The organism is Roseateles noduli, assembly GCF_050626985.1.
GTDB lineage: Bacteria > Pseudomonadota > Gammaproteobacteria > Burkholderiales > Burkholderiaceae_C > Roseateles > Roseateles noduli_A.
The window spans coordinates 2716466-2735371 of record NZ_CP192463.1 but is presented as its reverse complement, the minus strand read 5'-3'; the positions used below and the strand labels follow the sequence as shown (position 1 = coordinate 2735371).

General features: G+C 71.1%; 11 protein-coding genes. 6 read left to right on the top strand and 5 right to left on the bottom strand.

Annotation, left to right across the window (positions count from 1 at the left end; all coding sequences use genetic code 11):
• Positions 1–48: 48 nt before the first annotated feature.
• Complete coding sequence (locus ACQ4L4_RS12005; RefSeq protein WP_067274648.1) at positions 49–300, bottom strand: acyl carrier protein; 252 nt, start codon at positions 298–300, stop codon at positions 49–51.
• Between the two features lie 129 nt (positions 301–429).
• Between ACQ4L4_RS12005 and ACQ4L4_RS12000 the strand changes: the two genes are divergently transcribed.
• From ACQ4L4_RS12000 to ACQ4L4_RS11980, 5 genes are all read left to right on the top strand, one after another.
• A complete protein-coding gene (locus ACQ4L4_RS12000) occupies positions 430–2058 on the top strand; it encodes an acyl-CoA ligase (AMP-forming), exosortase A system-associated (RefSeq protein ID WP_431104448.1) in 1629 nt (542 codons plus the stop codon).
• Positions 2059–2140: 82 nt separating this feature from the next.
• Complete coding sequence (locus ACQ4L4_RS11995) at positions 2141–3346, top strand: pyridoxal-dependent decarboxylase, exosortase A system-associated (RefSeq protein ID WP_431104927.1); 1206 nt, start codon at positions 2141–2143, stop codon at positions 3344–3346.
• Positions 3343–4377 carry an acyltransferase family protein gene (locus ACQ4L4_RS11990; RefSeq protein WP_431104447.1) on the top strand — a complete coding sequence of 345 codons (1035 nt, stop codon included), beginning with the start codon at positions 3343–3345 and terminating at the stop codon, positions 4375–4377. The genes ACQ4L4_RS11995 and ACQ4L4_RS11990 overlap by 4 nt, the downstream gene beginning before the upstream one ends.
• Before the next feature lie 245 nt (positions 4378–4622).
• Entirely contained in the window at positions 4623–5510 is an 888-nt protein-coding gene (locus ACQ4L4_RS11985) for a sialate O-acetylesterase (RefSeq protein ID WP_431104446.1), read from the top strand.
• 137 nt (positions 5511–5647) lie between these two features.
• The gene (locus ACQ4L4_RS11980; RefSeq protein ID WP_431104445.1) at positions 5648–7435 is read left to right on the top strand and encodes a retroviral-like aspartic protease family protein; all 1788 of its coding nucleotides are present in this window, start codon (positions 5648–5650) and stop codon (positions 7433–7435) included.
• A 63-nt stretch (positions 7436–7498) separates the two neighbouring features.
• On the opposite strand, the gene ACQ4L4_RS11975 is transcribed toward ACQ4L4_RS11980, so the two are convergent.
• Entirely contained in the window at positions 7499–7969 is a 471-nt protein-coding gene (locus tag ACQ4L4_RS11975) for a DUF1203 domain-containing protein (protein WP_431104444.1), read from the bottom strand.
• Between the two features lie 306 nt (positions 7970–8275).
• Here ACQ4L4_RS11975 and ACQ4L4_RS11970 point away from each other — a divergent pair, with 306 nt between their 5' ends.
• A complete protein-coding gene (locus ACQ4L4_RS11970; protein WP_431104443.1) occupies positions 8276–8935 on the top strand; it encodes a GAF domain-containing protein in 660 nt (219 codons plus the stop codon).
• A 100-nt stretch (positions 8936–9035) separates the two neighbouring features.
• On the opposite strand, the gene ACQ4L4_RS11965 is transcribed toward ACQ4L4_RS11970, so the two are convergent.
• The 3 genes from ACQ4L4_RS11965 to ACQ4L4_RS11955 form a co-directional block, all read right to left on the bottom strand.
• Positions 9036–9611 carry a nucleotidyltransferase family protein gene (locus tag ACQ4L4_RS11965; protein ID WP_431104442.1) on the bottom strand — a complete coding sequence of 192 codons (576 nt, stop codon included), beginning with the start codon at positions 9609–9611 and terminating at the stop codon, positions 9036–9038.
• A gap of 135 nt (positions 9612–9746) precedes the next feature.
• Complete coding sequence (locus tag ACQ4L4_RS11960) at positions 9747–18449, bottom strand: GH36-type glycosyl hydrolase domain-containing protein (RefSeq protein ID WP_431104441.1); 8703 nt, start codon at positions 18447–18449, stop codon at positions 9747–9749.
• A gap of 164 nt (positions 18450–18613) precedes the next feature.
• Positions 18614–18859 (bottom strand): hypothetical protein, encoded by a 246-nt coding sequence (locus tag ACQ4L4_RS11955; protein WP_431104440.1) that lies wholly within the window; start codon positions 18857–18859, stop codon positions 18614–18616.
• Between the last annotated feature and the right edge of the window lie 47 nt (positions 18860–18906).

Sequence of the window (18906 nt, the reverse complement as noted above, 5' to 3'; positions counted from 1 at the left end):
GGGCAGGTGGCGCGGCGGTGGCGGCGATCGTGGCGGTCGCGGCGCCCGTCAGGCGGCGAGCTTGCCGTTCACGAAGTCGAGCAGCGCGCCGACGGTGGCGAAGGTGGCGCCGTCGATCTCGTCGTCGTCGACGACGATGCCGAACTGTTCCTCGAGCGCGGTGATCAGGCTGACGACCGCCATGGAGTCGAGCTCCGGGATCGCGCCCAGCAGCGCGGTGTCGACGGTGAAGTCCTTCGCCCGGCCTTCCAGGCTGAGGACGTCGTCGAGGATGGCGAGCAGGTGTTGTTGGCTGTTCATGGTCGGGGAGGATCTTAACTGTCGCCCTCTGGGGGAACCCCCGGGGCGCCCCCTCATCCCAAGGGGATCCAAGGGGATCCGGCGGGCTTCGTGCGGGATTGCCAGGGGACCGCGTGAGATACTTTTTTCATGACCGCCGCCACCGACAGCCACCTGCTTCCGCACCTGATCTGGCACAGCGCCGAGCGCGATCCGGCGGCCCCGGCGCTGCGCGACGGCGCCCGCGCGCTGGACTACGCCGGACTCGCCGCGCAGGTCCGCGCGCTGGCCAACGGGCTGCTGTCGCTGGGCCTGCAACGGGCCGAGCGCGTCGGCATCTACCTCGACAAGCGGCTGGAGACGGTGGTGGCCAGTTTCGCGGCGCCGGCCGCGGGCGGCGTGTTCGTGCCGGTCAACCCCATCCTCAAGCCGGAGCAGGTCGGCTTCATCGTGCGCGACTGCGACGTGCGCGTGCTGATCACCTCGCGCGACCGCTTCGCGTCGCTGCGGACGGTGCTGGCCGACTGCCCGTCCGTGCGTCACGTCGTCGTGGTCGATCCCGCGCCGAATTCGTCGTCTGAGGCTTCGTCCGATGCGTCGCCGGACGGCTGGGTCCGCTACAGCGACCTGCTGGACGCACCGGCGCAGACCGCGCATCGCGTCATCGACACCGACATGGTGGCCATCCTCTACACCTCCGGATCGACCGGCCGGCCCAAGGGCGTGGTGCTGTCGCACCGCAACATGGTGGCCGGGGCGAAGAGCGTCGCGAGCTACCTCCGCAACCGACCCGAGGATCGCCTGCTGGCCGCGCTGCCGCTGTCCTTCGACGCCGGCTTCAGCCAGCTGACGACGGCCTTCCACGCGGGCGCGTCGGTGTCGCTGCTGAACTACCTGATGCCGCGCGACGTGCTCAAGGCGCTGGAGCGCGACCGCATCACCGGCCTGACGGCCGTGCCGCCGCTGTACATCCAGCTCGCGCAGCTGGAGTGGCCGGCGGCGATCGACCAGCAGCTGCGCTACTTCGCCAACACCGGCGGGCGCATGCCGCGCGAGACGCTGAACCTGCTGCGCCAGCGCGTGCCGTCGGCGCAGCCCTTCCTGATGTACGGCCTGACCGAGGCCTTCCGCTCGACCTACCTGCCGCCGGAGGAGGTCGACCGCCGGCCCGATTCGATCGGCAAGGCGATCCCGAACGCCGAGATCCTGGTGCTGCGCGAGGACGGCTCGCCCTGCGCGCCGGACGAGCCCGGCGAACTGGTGCACCGCGGCGCGCTGGTCGGGATGGGCTACTGGAACGACGCCGAGAAGACGGCCGAGCGCTACAAGCTGCTGCCGCCCGGCGCGGCGGGCCGCGAGGCCGGACTGCAACTGCCGGAGTACGCGGTCTTCTCCGGCGACAACGTGCGCATGGACGCCGAAGGCTTCCTGTACTTCATCGGCCGGCGCGACGAGATGATCAAGACCTCCGGCTATCGCGTCAGCCCGACCGAGGTCGAGGAGATCCTGTACGCGACGCAACTGGTGGGCGAATGCGTGGCCTTCGGCGTGGACCACGCGACGCTGGGCCAGACGATCCAGGTGATCGCGACGCCGCCGGCCGGTGCCGACACCCTCGACAGCGCCGCGCTGCTGGCGCTGTGCAAGGCGCGCATGCCGGCCTACATGATTCCCGCCGGCGTCGAGCAGAAGGCCGGCCCGCTGCCGCGCAACCCCAACGGCAAGATCGATCGCAAGCTGCTGAGCACCGAATGGGTGGCGAAGCAGGAAGCCCAGTGAGAACCTCGTGACGACTGCCGTGAACAACGACGACAAGACCTCTCCCGCCGCGCCCGCCAAGGCCGCGCCGCAACACGCGCCGATGGACCAGTTCGTCGCGCGCGACGGCGTGCTGCAGATCGGCGGCCAGCCGCTGACGCGGCTCGCGGACCGCGTGGGCCGCACGCCGTTCTACGCGTATGACCGCGCGCTGCTGACGCGTCGCGTCGAGGAGCTCCGCGCCGCGATGCCCGCGAAGCTGGAGCTGCACTTCGCGATGAAGGCCAACCCGATGCCGGCGCTGGTCGCTCACCTCGCGACGCTGGTGGACGGCATCGACGTTGCCTCGGCCGGCGAGCTGCAGGTCGCGCTGGACGCCGGCGCCGACCCGCGCGAGATCAGCTTCGCCGGTCCCGGCAAGAGCGCGCTGGAACTGAAGCAGGCGCTGGCCGCCGGCATCCTGATCAACCTGGAATCGTTCCGCGAGGTCGAGCTGCTGCGCACGCTGTGCGCGGAGACCGGCTACGCGGCGCGCGTCGCCGTTCGCGTGAACCCGGACTTCGAGCTGAAGTCTTCGGGCATGAAGATGGGCGGCGGTCCGAAGCAGTTCGGCGTCGACGCCGAGCTGGTGCCGGAACTGCTCGCGCGCATCGGCGAGGCGGGCCTCGGTTTCGAGGGCTTCCATCTCTTCGCCGGCTCGCAGAACCTGAAGCCGGAGGCGATCGTCGAGGCGCAGCTCAAGAGCTTCGAGCTCGCGCTGCGGCTGGCGAAGGACGCGCCGGCGCCGGTGAAGGTGCTGAACCTGGGCGGCGGCTTCGGCATCCCGTATTTCCCCGGCGAGCAGCGCCTGGACCTGACGACCATCGGCGCCAACCTCGCCGCGCTGATCGAGCGCGCCGCGGTCGAGCTGCCGCAGGCGAAGCTGGTCGTCGAGCTCGGCCGCTACCTGGTCGGCGAGGCCGGCATCTACGTGTGCCGCGTCGTCGACCGCAAGGTCTCGCGGGGTCAGGTCTTTCTCGTCACCGACGGCGGCCTGCATCACCACCTGGCGGCCTCGGGCAACTTCGGCCAGGTGATCCGCAAGAACTATCCGGTCGCCATCGGCAACCGCGTCGGCGGCGAGACCGAGGCGGGCGTGTCCGTGGTCGGACCGTTGTGCACGCCGCTGGACCTGCTGGGCGAGCGCATGACGCTGTCGCACGCCGAGCCGGGAGATCTGGTGGTCGTCTTCCAGTCCGGTGCCTACGGCATCACGGCGAGCCCGCAAGGCTTCCTGAGCCATCCCGGCGCGGCCGAGGTCCTGGTGTGAGTTCCGCTCCACGCCTGGCGCAGCTCGATGCCCTGCGTGGCATCGCGGCGCTGGCGGTGGTGCTGTTCCACTACACGACGCGCTACGACCAGCTCTTCGGTCACGCGCAGGCGCCGGTGGTCTCGTTCCCGTACGGGTACCTTGGCGTCAACCTGTTCTTCATGATCAGCGGCTTCGTCATCTTCATGACGCTGGAGCGCACCGCGCGGCCGATGGACTTCGTCGTCTCGCGCTTCAGCCGGCTGTATCCGGCGTACTGGGGCGCGATCCTGCTGACCTTCGCGCTGACCCACGCGATCGGACTGCCCGGCAAGACGGTGGGCTGGGACGTGCTGCTGGTCAACGTGACGATGGTGCAGGGCTTCTTCGGCGTGGCGCATGTCGACGGCGTGTACTGGACGCTGGAGGTGGAGCTGCTGTTCTATGCCTGGGCGCTGCTGAGCTTCCGCTTCGGCGGCGCGGCGGGCCTGCGAAACTTCCTCTTCGCGTGTCTGGCGCTGCGGCTGGTCTATGCGGGGGCGAAGACCTTCTGGGGCGTCGATCTGCCCTGGGTCGGGCAGCGCTGGCTGCTGCTGCCCTACATCTGCTGGTTCGCGCTCGGCGTGACGGTCTATCGATTGAGTCGCAAGGGCGCAGGGTCCGCCTGGGACTGGGCCCTGGCGGCGGCGGCGATCCTCGTGATCGGGCTGGTCGAGGACTGGAGCCTCGCGGCACTCGCGGCGGTGTTCTACGCGGTGCTGTTCGGCGCGGCGCGCGGGCGATGGACCTGGCTGGAGCATCGGGTGCTGCTGTGGCTGGGGGCGATCTCGTACACGCTGTATCTGCTGCACGAGAACATCGGCTGGGCCGTGCTGCGTCGGCTCGAGGCCTGGGGCGTCGAAGTGCACCTCGCCATCGCGCTGACAATGACCCTGTCGATGGCGCTCGCCCACGGGCTGACGACGTTGGTGGAACAGCCAGGAATGCGCTGGATCCGCGACCGCTATCGCGCGCGAACGCAGACGTCGACACCCGCACCCGCCGGGGGCTGAGGCGCACTGGGCACTCCGCACTGCGCACTGCGCACCCCGCCCGCTTGGGGGCGCCGGTACCCCTCTCCGCTCAATCGCCTCCTCACGCTCGGCATTCGCTTCGAGGGGCACCGGCGCCCCCAAGCTCGAAGCGCGCCATGCGCTATGCGCCATGCGCCATGCGCCATGCGGCTTGCTGCGTGCTGCGTGCTGCGTGCTGCGTGCGGAGACAATGCGCGTTCACTCTCCTCAGCACGACGCTCCTGATGACCGAAGAACGGAAGAATTCCCTGATCCCGCTGGCGATCGGCGCAGTGGCGCTGCTGTCCTGCGGCGGCATGATCGCAGCGGGCGTGGCGATGTTGCGCAACGGCAAGCCCTCGACGCCCGCCGACGATCTCGCGGCGCGGATCGCCGCGATCCACGACATGCCGGTGACGGCGCCCGACTGCGGCACGGTGTTCAAGAACGAGGAGCCCGTGGTGATCGTGGTGATGGGGCAGTCCAACGCATCGAATCACGCCGACCCGATCCCGCCCGCCGCCGCGCCGGTGCCGCCGATGCCGGTGCTGCATCTGGGCGGCTGCGGTCTGGCAAGTTCACCGGTGCCGGGCGCGACCGGCAACGGCGGCAGCATCTGGCCGGCGGTGAACCAGGCACTGGGCGGACGCTGGAAGGGCCGTCCGATCGTGTGGGCGGTGGTGGCCGTGGATGGCAGTTCCATCGCCGAATGGACCGAACCGAACAGCGCGCTGCGCAGCTACTGGCAGACGCAGATGGACCGCATCAAGGGCACGCGCTGGCCGGTGGCGGCGGTGCTGTGGCAGCAGGGCGAAGCCGATGCGCGCGACCGCACGGCGATGGCCGACTACCGCGACGCGCTGGCGGCGCTGCGCGCCGGCGTGGCCCTGCGAGGCATCGATGCGCCGTGGTGGATCGCGCGTTCGACCTACTGCCCGCCGCACGACGGCGGTCAGGTGCGCGAGGCCGTGCGCGAGTTGCTCGCCATTCCCGACAGCGGCTTCCGCGCGGGGCCGGACACGGACACGCTCAGCCTGCCGCTGCGCAACGGGTGCCACTTCACGGTGGAGGGCACCGCGCGCGCGGCGGCGTTGTGGGCCGAGGTGCTGAAGCCGGCGGCGGCCGGGCAATAAGGCCGCGTTGAGAAGTCGTTGAGAACGCGTTTGCGCCGTCGCCATCGTGTGGCGCGGACGTCGACACCCCCTTCGGAAGGAGCGTTTCAGTCGCTCGGGACGGGTATCGTCAGCCTCCTGAACCCAGGGAGGGAACATTGAACGCACGACGACTTGCGCCGTTGCTGGCGCTGATCCTGGCGGCCACGGGGGCCGCCGCCGCGGAGGAACCGGGCAAGGCCCGCTGCGGCATCGAGGCGATGAACATCCCGGTGCGGCTGGTCGATCACCGGCCGGTGGCCACCGTGCAGTTGAACGGGGTCGAGGTGCCGATGCTGGTCGACAGCGGCGCCTTCTACAGCATGATGAGCGCGGCCACGGCGGCGCAACTGAACCTGAAGCTGCGGCGTCCGCCGCCCAACTTCACCATCCAGGGCCATGCGGGCTCGGTCGAGTCGCTGCGGGTCACGACGGTGGACGAGGTGGGCCTGCAGTTGGCCACGTTGAAGAAGGTGGACTTCTTCGTTGGCGGCAACGAGCTCAACGCCGGGATCATGGGCATCCTGGGCCGCAACTTCCTGTCCGCGGCGGACACCGAGTACGACCTCGCGCACGGCATGCTGCGCCTGGTCTTCCCCAAGGGCGACTGCGAGAAGGCAAACCTCGCGTACTGGGCCGGCGACGCGCCGGTGATCGAGGCGCCCATCGAGACCAACGGCCGCCGCAACGACACGGCGGTGCGCGTCCTCACGAAGATCAACGGCGAGCGCGTGACCGCGCTGATGGACACGGGGGCGCCGGGGACGTCGCTGTCGCTGAAGGCGGCGCGACGGGCAGGGATCAAGGACGCGGACATGAAGCCCTTCGGCCGCGCGAGCGGCATCGGCAGCGGCTACGCCGAACGCTGGATCGCCGATGTCGAGACCTTCGAGCTGGCCGGCGAGAAGATCACCCGGAACCGGCTGCCGATCGCCGACGTGGACACCTATGACCACGGGATGCTGCTGGGGCTGGACTACTTCCTGTCGCACCGGGTCTATGTGTCGCGGCTGCAAGGCAAGGTGTACGCGACCTGGAACGGTGGGCCGGTCTTCGCGCAGGGCCGCGCCGATGCGACCCAGTACGACCAGCGCTACGCCGCGAAGGCGGAGGAAATCGCTGCCGACGATGCCGACGGCTTGCTGCGGCGCGGCGCGGCGGCGCTGGCGGCCGGCGATCCGAAGCGGGCGCTGGAGGACCTGAACCGCGCCTGCGAACTCAAGCCCGAGGTTGCGGGCTGTTTCGACGCGCGGTCACGTGTGCACCAGGCGATGAAGCAGCCCAAGCTGGCGCTGGCGGACCTGGACACGGCGCTGACGCTGGACCCCTCGCTGGCCGAGGCGCGCCTGCGCCGCGTGCCGCTGCGCGTGGCCGCCGGTGACCGCGACGGCGCGAAGGCGGATCTGGCGGCGCTCGATGCGACGCTGCCGGCGGCGTCGAACCTGCGCGTCACGATGGCGGAGTTTCACGCCCGCTTCAACCAGGTGCCTGACGCGCTCAGGCAGTACGAGCTCTGGATCAAGAGCCACCCGAACGACCTGCGACTGGCCGAGGCCTACAACGGCCGGTGCTGGTTGCGGGCGCGGATGAACGTCGACGTGGCGCAGGGGCTGGACGACTGCAAGGAGGCGGTCGACCTGGACGGCGACACGCCGGCGTATCGCGACAGCCTGGGCTGGACCTACCTGCGCCTGGGCGATGCGTCCCGCGCGAAGAAGGCCTTCGACAAGACGATCGAGTTGAGATCCTGGGCCTGGCCGCTGTACGGCCGCGGCCTGGCGCAGCTCAAGCTCAACGAGGCGGAGAAGGGCCGTCAGGACCTGGAGGCCGCGCGCAAGTTGATGCCGACGATCGATGAGGCGGTGAAGAAGGCCGGGTTCGACGCATTGGCGGAGGCCGTGCATTGAATTCGATACATCGCGCGGGGAAAGCATCGAATTCGATACTTTGCTCGCGCACCTGATTTCGAGTCAGGTACATCGCTCCACCCTCGCTGCATAACAACCACGCTTCGCAAAATGTACCTGGAGGTAGCGAACATCCGGGTGGGCGAAGAAGCGTTCGATCAGAGGCTCGACCTGATCGCCGTCGACGAGGTCCGCGTCGACCATCATCCCCGTCGCGTCGAACGCCCGGACCGACAGCATCCGGCCGCGCAGCGCCTTCGGCACCTCGTTGACGCGATCGAAGCGCTCGGCGTCGGCCTCGCGGATGTAGATCGCATGCGTGCCGCGGTACGGCGTGTCGACGTCCAGGTAGACGTAGTTGAGCAGCAGCACCGTCTCGCCGGGCGCGGCGTCGTCCAGCGTGACCCGGTCCGGCGCCGAGCGCGGGCTGTCGACGCGCACGCGCAGCACGCCGTGCTCGCGCAGCGTCGCGTCGGTCATGCCGAACATCGGGCGGAAGGGGGCAGGGTCGAGACCCAGGATGCGGAAGTCCATGTGAGCGCGGCGCGGTGGCCGTCCGAGTGGTGGATGCGCTCACGATAGGGCTCCAGAGAAGCCCGGTCGCGCCGTTTCCGGACATGGAATTGCACGGCCGACACGCAGGGTCGCCATCGTGGCCATCGTGGGTGATCGCGTGCGATCCGGGCACCCGGTCGGCGGTGTCCCGCAAGGTCCGGCAAGGTCCGGCAAAACCCCGCCGGCATGGCCCTTCGTCCTGGGGGCTGGTCCGGTTGGCGGGATCGCGCGATCATCGGCGCTCATGCACGCTGATGCATCTGCGCTGCCGCGCCGGAGGACCGCATGCCGACTCACTGCCTCGCCGATTCGGAACGCCTGTACGGCCGCTGGCAGCGCATGCTGGAAGTCCTCGCTCAGCAGCTCGACATGCCGGTCGCGATGATCAACCTCGTCGACGGCAGCGACCTCGTCTTCTTCGGCGTGCGCGACGAGCAGCAGCGCTTCCCGCGCAACGGGCGCCTCGAACTCGCCGTCAACAGCTACTGCGCCAACGTGATCCGTCGCGGCGAGCATCTGCTCGTCGGCGACGTCCGTCGGCTGCCCGCCATCGGCGACAGCAACCCGACCGCGGCGCTCGGCCTGGTCCACTACTACGGCGAGCCGATCCGCGATGTCGAGGGCACCGTCGTCGGCACCGTGTGCGTGATGGACGAGCGCCCGCGCGAGACCTCCTCGGGCGTGCGCATGCTGGTCTCGCTGATGCGCGATGCGATCGAGGACGACCTGCGCGCCTGCACCGAGGTCGAGCGCTTCGAAGCCCGGCACGCCGAGCTGAAATCCTCCGCGCGGCAACTGCTCGACGCGATGGCGCGCTCGGGCCTGGGCGAGGCGAGGGCGCTGGAAGCGCTCGGCTTCAGCGCCGACGATCTGGAGAATCATCAGCGGCTGGCTCAGCTCGCCCAGGCGGCGCAGCCGGCGGTCCGATCGGGTCGGTCGGCCTGACCGACCCGGCCGGTGCAAGCAGTTCAAGCGGCTCAATTGGCTCAATAGGCTCAATAGGCCACTCGCCCGGGCACCGACGCGCGCCGAGCCGGATCGGTGCCTAGGGAAGCTTGATCGTCAGCCACGGCCAGCGCCGCTGGTACGACGCGGCCTTCCCCTCGAAGAGCCGGCGATGCGGCACCAGCGGATTCATTTCGAGCACGCCCTGGTACAGCCCTTCCAGGCCGTACGGCGCGTAGATCTCGCCGGGTCGCACGCCGACGCAGGTCGACGGCACCAGGAAGCGCTCGATTCCGTCGCGCGAACTGCGCAGCGGCTCGTAGGGTTCGCCGAAATCCGCTTCATACCAGAGGTGCACGCGCGCCTGGTTAGCGACCTCGGTCGTGATGCCGAGATCGCCCAGCACCGCGTCCACGCGGGCCTGGACGCGACGCTCGGCCTCGGCGCTCAGGTCGTCCGGATCGAAGTAGAAGAGGTCGTAGTCCTTGATGTCCGCCGTCGGCGGCCTGCCGTCCCGCAGGTTCCAGACCGTCTGGAACAGGCAGCCGGCCACCAGCCAGCCGTCGGGCAGCGCAAGCGCCTCCCAGCGCGCCAGGATCGTTCGGTTGTTGGGATTGCTGAGCAGGTCCGCGATGAAGCGGTTCTGCAGGTTCTGAGCGGGTTGGGCGTCGTCCATGCGGACCATTCTGTCCGCGCCGTCCCGGGCGGTCCGGTCAGTGAAATCCCTCTCTAGCCGAAGGAGGTCGCGGCACGTCGTCGGCACTGGAACGACGCCGGACGTGTGGCGCCCCGCTCGTCGTCCCGGTCCTCCTCACCGTCCGGTCGTGCGCAGCGCCGGCGCCTCCGGCAAGCGCACCGTCTCCGGCACGCTGACGACCACCAGCGTCTGGTCCGGCGACAGCGAGGACAGCTCGATCGATTCCCCCGCGTTCTCGCGCCGGGCGCCGGGCTCGCGCGTCTGCGCGGCGCGGCAGGCCGTCTCGTTGGCGCAGACGATCACGCGCAGCCAGCGGTCCTGGTGACGGATGCGCACCTCGGCCTGGTCCCAGTGCACCGGCAGGCAGGCGGTGACGCGCAGCCGGCCCTGCTCGATGACGACGCCGCAGATCGACTCCAGCGACGCCCGCAGCAGCCAACCCGCCGAGCCGCTGTACCAGCTCCACCCGCCGCGCCCGACCCAGGGCGCGTGCGAGTAGATGTCGCCCGCCATCACGTAGGGCTCGATCGCGTAGATCGGTCCCAGCCGCGGATCGGCCCATCGGTGCGCGGGGCTCAGTCCCGTGTAGACCTGCCACATCGTGTCGCGCTGCCCCAGCCGTGCCAGCGCCATCAGCGCCCACACCGCCGCGTGGTTGTACTGGCCGCCGTTCTCGCGCACGCCCGGCGCATAGGACTGGATGTAGCCCGCGCTCGGCTGCGCCATCGCCAGCGGCGGATGCAGCAGCCGCGCCAGCTTCGCCACCGGATCGAGCAGGTGTGCGCAGGCGCTCGACATCGCCTGCCGCGCATGCGCCGGATCGGCCGCCGAGGTCAGCACCGCCCAGCTCTGCGCGATCAGGTCGATCTTGCACTCCGCGTTCTCCGACGAGCCCAGCGGCGAGCCGTCGTCGAAGAAGCCGCGCCGGTACCACTGGCCGTCCCAGCCGGGGCCGTCCAGCGCCGCCACCCAGCCGTCGCGCGCCGCCTTCCAGCGCTGCACGCGCTCATGCTCGCCGCGCGCGGTCGCGACCGGCGCGAAGTCCTCGATCACCTGCGCCAGGAACCAGGCCATCCACACCGATTCGCCCTTGCCCTCGTGGCCGACGCGGTTCATGCCGTCGTTCCAGTCGCCGGTGCCGAACAGCGGCAGGCCGTGCTGCCCGCTGCCCAGGCTCCGGTCGATCGCACGGGCCGCGTGCTCGTAGACCGTGGCCATTGGACCGTCGGTGCGGGGACTCTCGTAGATGTCCTCGGCGCCCTCGGGCACCTGCTGCCCGTTGAGGAAGGGCACCGCGTCCTCGAGCAGCGTCAGGTCGCCGGTCCGGACCAGGTAGTGCGCCAGCGCGTACGGCAGCCACAGCCGGTCGTCCGAGAAATGCGTCCGCACGCCCGCGCCGCCCGGTTCATGCCACCAGTGCTGCACGTCGCCCTCGGGGAACTGACGCGCCGCGCTGCGGCGGATCTGGTCGGCCAGCAGTTGCGGCGCGACGTCCGTAAGCGCCATCGCGTCCTGCAGCTGGTCGCGGTAACCGAAGGCACCGCCCGCCTGGTAGAAGCCGGCGCGCGCCCACATGCGGCAGACCAGCGTCTGGTACGGCAGCCAGTGGTTGGTCAAGGCGTCGAAGCGCGGATCCGGCGTCGACACCTGCAGGCCGCCCAGCAGCTCCGGCCATTGCCGCCGCTGACGGTCCAGCCGGGTGGCCGGATCGAGCCGCCAGGCCGATTCCATCAGCGCATGCGCGGCCTCCGGCGTCGGGGCGTGACCCAGCAGCACGGTCAGTTCCGCGGGCTGCGTGCCGTCGAGTTCGAGGCGGGCGGCCAGCGCCGCGCAGGCGTCGAGCCCGCCGCCGCTGCGACGGCCCAGCGCCTTGGGCAGCACCATGCGGCCGGCGCTGTCGAAGAACTCCCGGCGGTCGCAGGTCCAGTCCTGCTGGTCGAGGCGCACGCGCGACGCGCCGGCCTCGGCACCGTCGCGCGCAATGACGCCGTCGGTCGGTTGTCGCGGGCGGATGCACAGCGCCGCCGTCGCGTCGCCGAATCCGCCGAGGTGGTCGAGCTGCGTCGCCTGCAGCGCGAGCGCGCGTTCCGGCTGCGGCAGCCCGGCGCCGAGTTCACCCACCGTCAGCCAGTCGTTGTGCGTCGTCACCGACAGGCGCTCACCGCGCGCGCTGCCGAGTTGCCACTCGGCCAGCGCCACCAGCCGCAGGCGGCGGCGTGATCGTGCCCCGGAATCGATGCGCACCTGCACCTGCTTCACCGAGGCGTCGCGGTCCACGCACCAGCACAGGTCCACCTGGAGATCGCCCAGCCGCTGCCGGCTGCGCGAGTAGCCGATGCCGTGCTCGATCGACAGCGGCGCCTCGCGGCGCAGTTGCCGGCCCAGCGGCCAGACGCGGTCGTTGTCCAGGTCGTGGAGCAGCAGCCATTCGCCGGGCGGATCGATCAGCGGATCGTTGGACCACGGCGTGACCTGGTGCATCCGGCTGTTGCCGGCCCAGGTGTAGCCCGCCGCGAGCTCGGTGACCTGGCAGCCGAAGTCGCGGTTCGCGAGCACGTTGACCCAGGGCTTGGACGGATGCCGGTCCGGCGACACCTCGAAGGAGAAACCGCCGTGTTCCGGGTCGAAGCGGCCTTCCGGCGGTCGCGGCTTGGCTTCCGGTCTCGGCCGTTCGGCCAGTGCATGCGCCACCGGCAGGAGCGCCGATTCGTTCGCCGGCGCGGAGTCCTCGATCCAGCGTTCGAGCTGCTGGGAGAGCGAGCGGCCATCGGCCTGCAGCCGCAGGCGCGTCAGCGTCTGCAGCGTGAAGCGCTCGTCGGGGTGCAGGTCGCCTTCGCGCAGCACGTGCAGCGCCGAACAGAGGTGGCCCGGCCTGCCTTGCGCCTGGCCCTGAAGCCGGGCCTGCAAGGCCTGCAGCGCCTGCTGCACCGGCGCGTTGTACGACGAAGGTTCCTCGTTCAGCACGACGAGGTCGACGCCCACCGCGTGCGTGGTCCACATGCGCAGCGCCTTCTTCAGCGCGCGGATCAGGTCGATGCCTTCCTCGCCGGTGACCGTGACCATCAGGATCGGCCGGTCCCCGGAGATGCCGAAGCGGTACAGCGCGCGCCGGTCGCAGCGGCCGCGCGGTTCGCGGACATGCGCGGGCTCACGCACCGCCTGGCCGGTGATCAGCGTGTTGAGCTGCAGCAGCGCGCCCCAGGTGGCCGTGTCGAACTGCAGTTCGCGCAGCCGGATGCCGCCCATCGTGTGCGACATCGAGGCGGAGCGCTCCACGTGCGCCGCCTGCCGGTACTTGTCGACCAGCGCGCGCAACAGGTCGCCGTCGCGCGAGGCCGCCGTGCAGAAGGTCAGCCGCACGGTGGCGCCCGGCGCGATGTCCAGCCCGACGCGCAGGCCGGCGATCGGATCCAGGCCGGTGTCGAGCAGCCGGCCCGGTTCGCCGGCGGCGGTCACGTCGGCCTCGTCGTCGACGAACTCCGGCCGCGCATCGCCGACCGGCCGCGTCGTGCTGCCGTAGCGGCCCAGCCAGCGTCCGCGATCGGCGATCGGCAAGACCTCGCGCACCGTGTAGCCGTCGGCACGGATGTCGAGGCCGTCACGCCCGCCGGCGTCATGCGCTCCGCGGCTGTCGGCCGCGCGGACGTCGTCGCGGCGCGCGGCCTTGCCGCAGGCCGCGCCGCCGTCGACGCCGGCCAGGAAGAACACCGCGCGCATCGCCGCTTCGTCGAACAGCCGTGGCCGGCGCCGCAGGTGCAGCGCGTGTTCCGCCTCGTCCCAGCGGGCCTGGATGAACAGGTTGGAGAAGGCCGGGTGCGCCTCGTCGCCGCGCTGCGGCGCGAGCGTGGCCTCGAAGGAGGACACCAGGTCCATCGACAGCGGCGTCGTGCCGCGGTTCGTGAGCTCGACCTGGCGCAGCTCGCAGTCGTCCTCGGGGCTCACCCACACCGTGGTGCAGCTGTGCAGGTCCGGCCAGCCGGCCTCGAAGATCACGCGCTCGGCCTGCATGCGGGCCGCATAGCGGGCGCGCGGATCGGGCGTCGGGCGGGCGGTGTTGCTGAACCAGTCGTCCTCGCCGGCCCGGCGCAGCATCGTGAAGCTGCCGTGCTGGTCGCGCAGCAGGTCGTCGCGCCAGCGCGTGACCGCGACGCCGTCCCAGTTGCTGTAGCCGCCGCCATGGCTGCGCAGCACCACCGAATAGCGCCCGTTGGTCAGCATGTGCGTCAGCGGCAGCGTCTCGCTCAGCGGCTCGCTCTCGCGCACCATGCGCGTCTTGCGTACCTGGCGCGTGCGCAGCGTCGGATCCACGACCGCCGTCGACAGCGGCGCGACTTCGCGCGGCGCGCGCTCATGCAGCAGCGTCGCGACGGCCTTCACGTGCGGATCGCTCATCAGCCAGCGGCGCGGCGCGTCGTCGGCCAGCAGGTTGGTCAGCGCGACGAATCCCATCGCCTGGTGGTGCGCCATGTAGGTCTGCACCAGCGTGAATCCCGCGCCGGCGGTCTGCCGCTGCGGCGTGTAGTCGACGGCCTCGATGAAGCCGAACGCGCCGCGCGCGCCCAGGCGCTCGAAGGCCTGCAGGTTGGACACGACGCGCACCGGCGCCACGATCGCGGCCATCACGGCCGCATAGGGCGCCAGCACGCGCTCGTCGACGGCCAGCCGCGCCAGCGCCAGCGTCTGCACGCCCTGCGGGCCGTACTGGTAGGCGAGGGTGTGGTCCTGTCCGGCGATCGCCGATTCCGAGATGCCCCACGGCGTGCCCTTGCCGCGGGCCTCGAAGCGCTGCTCGGCCACCGCCGTGCGGATGGCACGACCCAGCGCGCTGTTGGCCGGCTCGCGCAGCACCAGCGAGGGCATGAGGTACTCGAACATCGAACCCGTCCAGGACTTCAGCCCCAGCGAGTCGCCGGCCGCTTCGCGGGAGAAGAACGGCCGCCCCAGCGAGCGCCAGTGCTCCGGGGGCAGGTCGCCCTTGGCGATCGCGATCAGGCTGGTGAGCCGGGCCTCGCTGGCAAGCAGGTCGTAGTGGTTGTCGTCCAGTTGCTGCGCGTCGCCGCGCCAGCCGATGCGCAGCAGGCGCCGCTCGGGGTCGAACAGCGGGCGGTAGTCGGCCTCCAGGCCGAGGCGCCGCGCGCGCTGGGCGAGCTCGCGCAGGCGCTGGCGCGACTCGGCGAAGCCCGCGCCGTGATCGCGCCAGAACGATTCGAGCTGCGCGATCAGGTCGCGCAGCAGCCAATGCGCCGCCGTCGCCTCGTAGTGTTCGGCGGTGGCGAGGCCGTCGAGCTCCGCGCGCGCCGCCGCCACCTGCACGCGCAGCACGGCCTGCTGTTCCTCGGCGCCGGCACCGGCGTTCTCGGGATCGATCAACGCGGCCACCAGCGAGGCGCCCGCGCCCAGCACGCCGTCATTGGCCAGCGGGGGATGCATCACGCGCAGCCGGTGCAGCGTCTTCATCAACGCCTCGCGCGGGGCGGCGGCGAGCTGGTCCGGCGTCATCTCCGCGGCCAGTTCGCAGGCCCGCGCCACCGTCAGCAGGTGCGCCGAGCAGTTGCCGCTGTCGACCGCCGACACGTAGCCTGGCGCCAGCACGACCAGCGACTCCGTGTCGTACCAGTTGTAGAAATGGCCGTGCCAGCGCGGCAGACGCTCGAGCGTGTCCAGCGTCGCCGACAGCCGTTCCGACATCGTCACGACGCCGATGAAGCCCATCTCGCGCGCGCAGGCCACGGCCAGCAGGTAGAGGCCGATGTTGGTCGGCGAGGTGCGGTGCGCGATGAGCAGGTGCGGCGTCAGCTGCACGTTGTCCGGCGGCAGATGGTTGTCGGCCGCGCCGACGTGCGTGTCGTAGAAACGCCAGGTGTCGCGCGCGAGCTGCCAGAGGTAGTCGCGGCCCTGCGGATCGAGCTCGGCCTCGCGGTTCAGCAGCGGCGCCCGCGGCGCGCTGGTCCACCAGATCCACAGCGGCGAGAGCGCCCAGACGATCAGCAGCACGACCGCCGCCGTGCCCTCGACCGGCGCGCCGGACAGGGCGGCGGCGGCCAGCACGCCGCCGAGCACCGCGGCCGCGATGGGCACGCGCAGATGCTGACGGACCAGGGCCGGCAGCTCGCGCCGCGCGGCGGCCTGTGACGCCGCGGCCGTCGTCCATTCGAGCAGCCGGCGGCCCGACACGGCTTGGCGCCACAAGGCCCGGCCGATCGCGTCGAGGTACAGCAGCGACAGGTGCAGCAGCAGCGCGACATGCCAGGCCGCGAGGCCCAGCGCACGGCGCAGGTCGAGCGCGGTCTCGCGGTAGAAGTGCCGCCGCGCCAGGCCGTCGCGGCTGGGCACCAATCCGGCCAGCGCGCCCACCAGCGGCCCGATCGCGAAAGCGCCGGCGACCACCGCCAGCGTCAGCCAGAAGGGCAGCACCTCGGTGCCCAGCACCAGCAGCATCAGGCCGAGCGACATCGGCGCGACCAGCGAGCGGCGCAGGTTGTCGATCAGCTTCCAGCGGTTGATCGGCGCGATGCCGTAGCGGCCCGCGCGCGCAATGAAGGGCAGCAGCTGCCAGTCGCCGCGTGTCCACCGATGCAGCCGCGCATGCGCGACGTCCGCATGCATCGGCGAGTCCTCGACCAGCGTGATGTCGGAAATGCCGGCGCAGCGCGCGATGCTGCCTTCCAGCAGGTCGTGGCTCAACACCTGACCCTCGGGCAGCCGCGCATCGAGCACCGCATGGCAGGCCCGCACGTCGAGCAGGCCCTTGCCGGTGAAACTGCCTTCGCCGAACAGGTCCTGGAAGATCTCCGAGCTGACCGCGCTGTACGGGTCGATGCCGAACTGGCCGACGAACAGGCGGTGGTACGGCGTGCTCTCCTTGTCATCGGGCATGGGCGCGAGCACGCGCGGTTGCAGGATGGCGTAGCCCTCGACGACGCGGCGCCGTTCGGCGTCCACGCGGGGGCGGTTCATCGGGTGGGCGGCGGTGCCGACCAGCGCACGCAGGCGGCCCGGCGGCATGTCGGTGTCCGCGTCCAGCGTGATCAGGTGGCGCACGCCGTCTGCCGGCCGCGACATCGGGCCGAAGTCGACGAAGGGCGATGTCCCTGCCGAGGTCGCCAGCGTGCGCAGCAGCAGCTCGATCTTGCCGCGCTTGCGCTCCCAGCCGATCCAGCGGCGCTCGGTCGACGACCACTCGCGCTGTCGATGCAGCAGCAGGAAACGCGGCTGGCCGTCGGACAGCGGGCCGTGGCGCTCGTTGAGCGCCGAGATCGCGTCCGCCGCGGTGACGACGATCATCGTGTCGCCGGGCTGGTGTTCCTCGTAGGCATCGGCGTGATCGCTGAGCAGCGCGAACTGCACCAGGCGCTCGGGATTGGCGAGGTGGTGCTGCTCCAGCTGCGCGATCAAGGGCGCGATGGCGTCCTCGTTGGGCAGCAGCACCGGCATCACGACCAGCGTGCGTTCCGCGTCGGGCAGGCCGGCGGAGAAGTCCAGCCGCGGCAGGCGCGCGGGGCGGGCGAGCTCGCTGACCCAGCGGTTGGTCAAGGCCACGACGGCTTCGCTGATCGGTCCGGCGGCCAGCACGGCGGCGGTCCACAGCAGCCAGGTCGCCGCGCCGGGATGGGCCTGGCTCATCAGCCAGTACAGGCCGAGCAGGCCCAGCAGCGCGAGGCCGCCGAGGTAGGCCACCGCCGCCCAGCGTTGGCCGGGCGCGGTGTCGTGCGGCGGCCAGCGGCGCTCCTGCAGGCCCAGCGCCGCCAGCAGCGTGGGCCGGCCGGCGCCGCGCCACCAATAGACCGGCGCGCTGCGGCGGTCGGGCTCGCCGTCCTCCGGCGGGCTGGCGCGCTGCGTCAGTTCCAGCAACTGCCGGGCGATGTCGAGCTCGCTCTTGTCGCACTTGCGCGCGAGCGCCTCGATCTCGTGCAGCGTCATGTCCTGCGTGTCGGGCGCCTCGGCGGCGAACACCGGCGAGCGGTCCAGCGTCTGCATCACGGGGCTGACGGTCTGGATCAGCCGGCGCCAGTCCGTCTGGTCGATGCGCCGCAGCGCGGTGATCGCATTGCGGATGCTCTGCAGGTCGCGGATCGATTCGTCCTGTTGTCGCGCGAGCGCTTGCGCGGGCGCGGGCAGGCGCGTGCTGAGCCAGGCGGCCAGTTCGCCCATCAGCGGCTGCGGCAATTCCTCGAGGCGATGATCGACCTGGAGCCAGAACGCCTCGAGGACGCCGCGTTCCTTCATGCGCGGCTCCAGCCGCGTGATCGCCTCGATGCCGGTCTCCGCGGGGCGGCCGTCGTACCAGTGATGGACGACGTCGCGCGCCGCCTGCAGCGTCGCGAAACGTTCGGCCAGCCGGCGCAGGTTCTCGACCAGCACGACGCGCAGCGTCGTCGGCAACGCCCAGAGCTCGGCCATCGAGAGCGCGCGTTCCTCCTGGTACGCACGCAGGTAGGCGGCCAGCAGCTCGGTGTCGAAGCCGCCGTCGGTGTGCGCGACCCAGGCCCAGGCGATGCCGTAGATGCGGGGCAGGCCGGCCAGCGGTTCGTCGCGCAGGCGCGGCAGCAGCCGGAAGAAGCCGCGCGGCAGGCCGCGCCGCACCTGATGGGTCTGTTCGTCGATCAGCGCGGCGTTGTCCAGCAGCCATTTGCCGGCGGCGCCGAGGTGGCGGAAGTCGCGATGGCGCTTCTCGATCAGGCGCCGCGCCTGCTGCAGCATCGCGACGTTGTCGTCGAGCCGGGGGAAGAACTGGCCTGCGCCGGCCGTGCCCTGGACCGCCTGCGCCTGCGCGAGGCTGCGCCCGTGCTGCTCGAAGCGCGCCAGACCGAACAACACGGCCCGGACCGGCGGCTCGATCGTGCCGAGTGCCGGGTCGAGCAGCGCAAGTTCTTCCGCAATTTCCGGGGAGGATTCCGTCCCGGGCTCGGAGGAGCGGTCCGACGGACCCTCCGACGGGCGCGCCGGAGGTCGATGTGAGTCGTTCGCGCTCCGGACTTCGGTCATAGCCAGTGGGCAAACAGGCCGAAGGTGATGGCGCTGAGGGCGGCCGTCGTGGCCAGCCGGGGCAGCACCAGCCCCCGTGCACGTTCGGCGAACAATGCGACGCCGAACCATCGCCCTCGGGCCTTCGCGCACTGCATCAGGTGGCGCTGCAGCGCTTTGGCCTGGTCGTTGATGTGCGGGACGGCGGTGCCGACCGGACCGACCTGGACGATCGGGCTGAGCGGGCCGACTGGGCTGTTCATGGTGGGAACCTCTCTGCAAGTGGATGAAGCGGTCTGAAACCGGACGT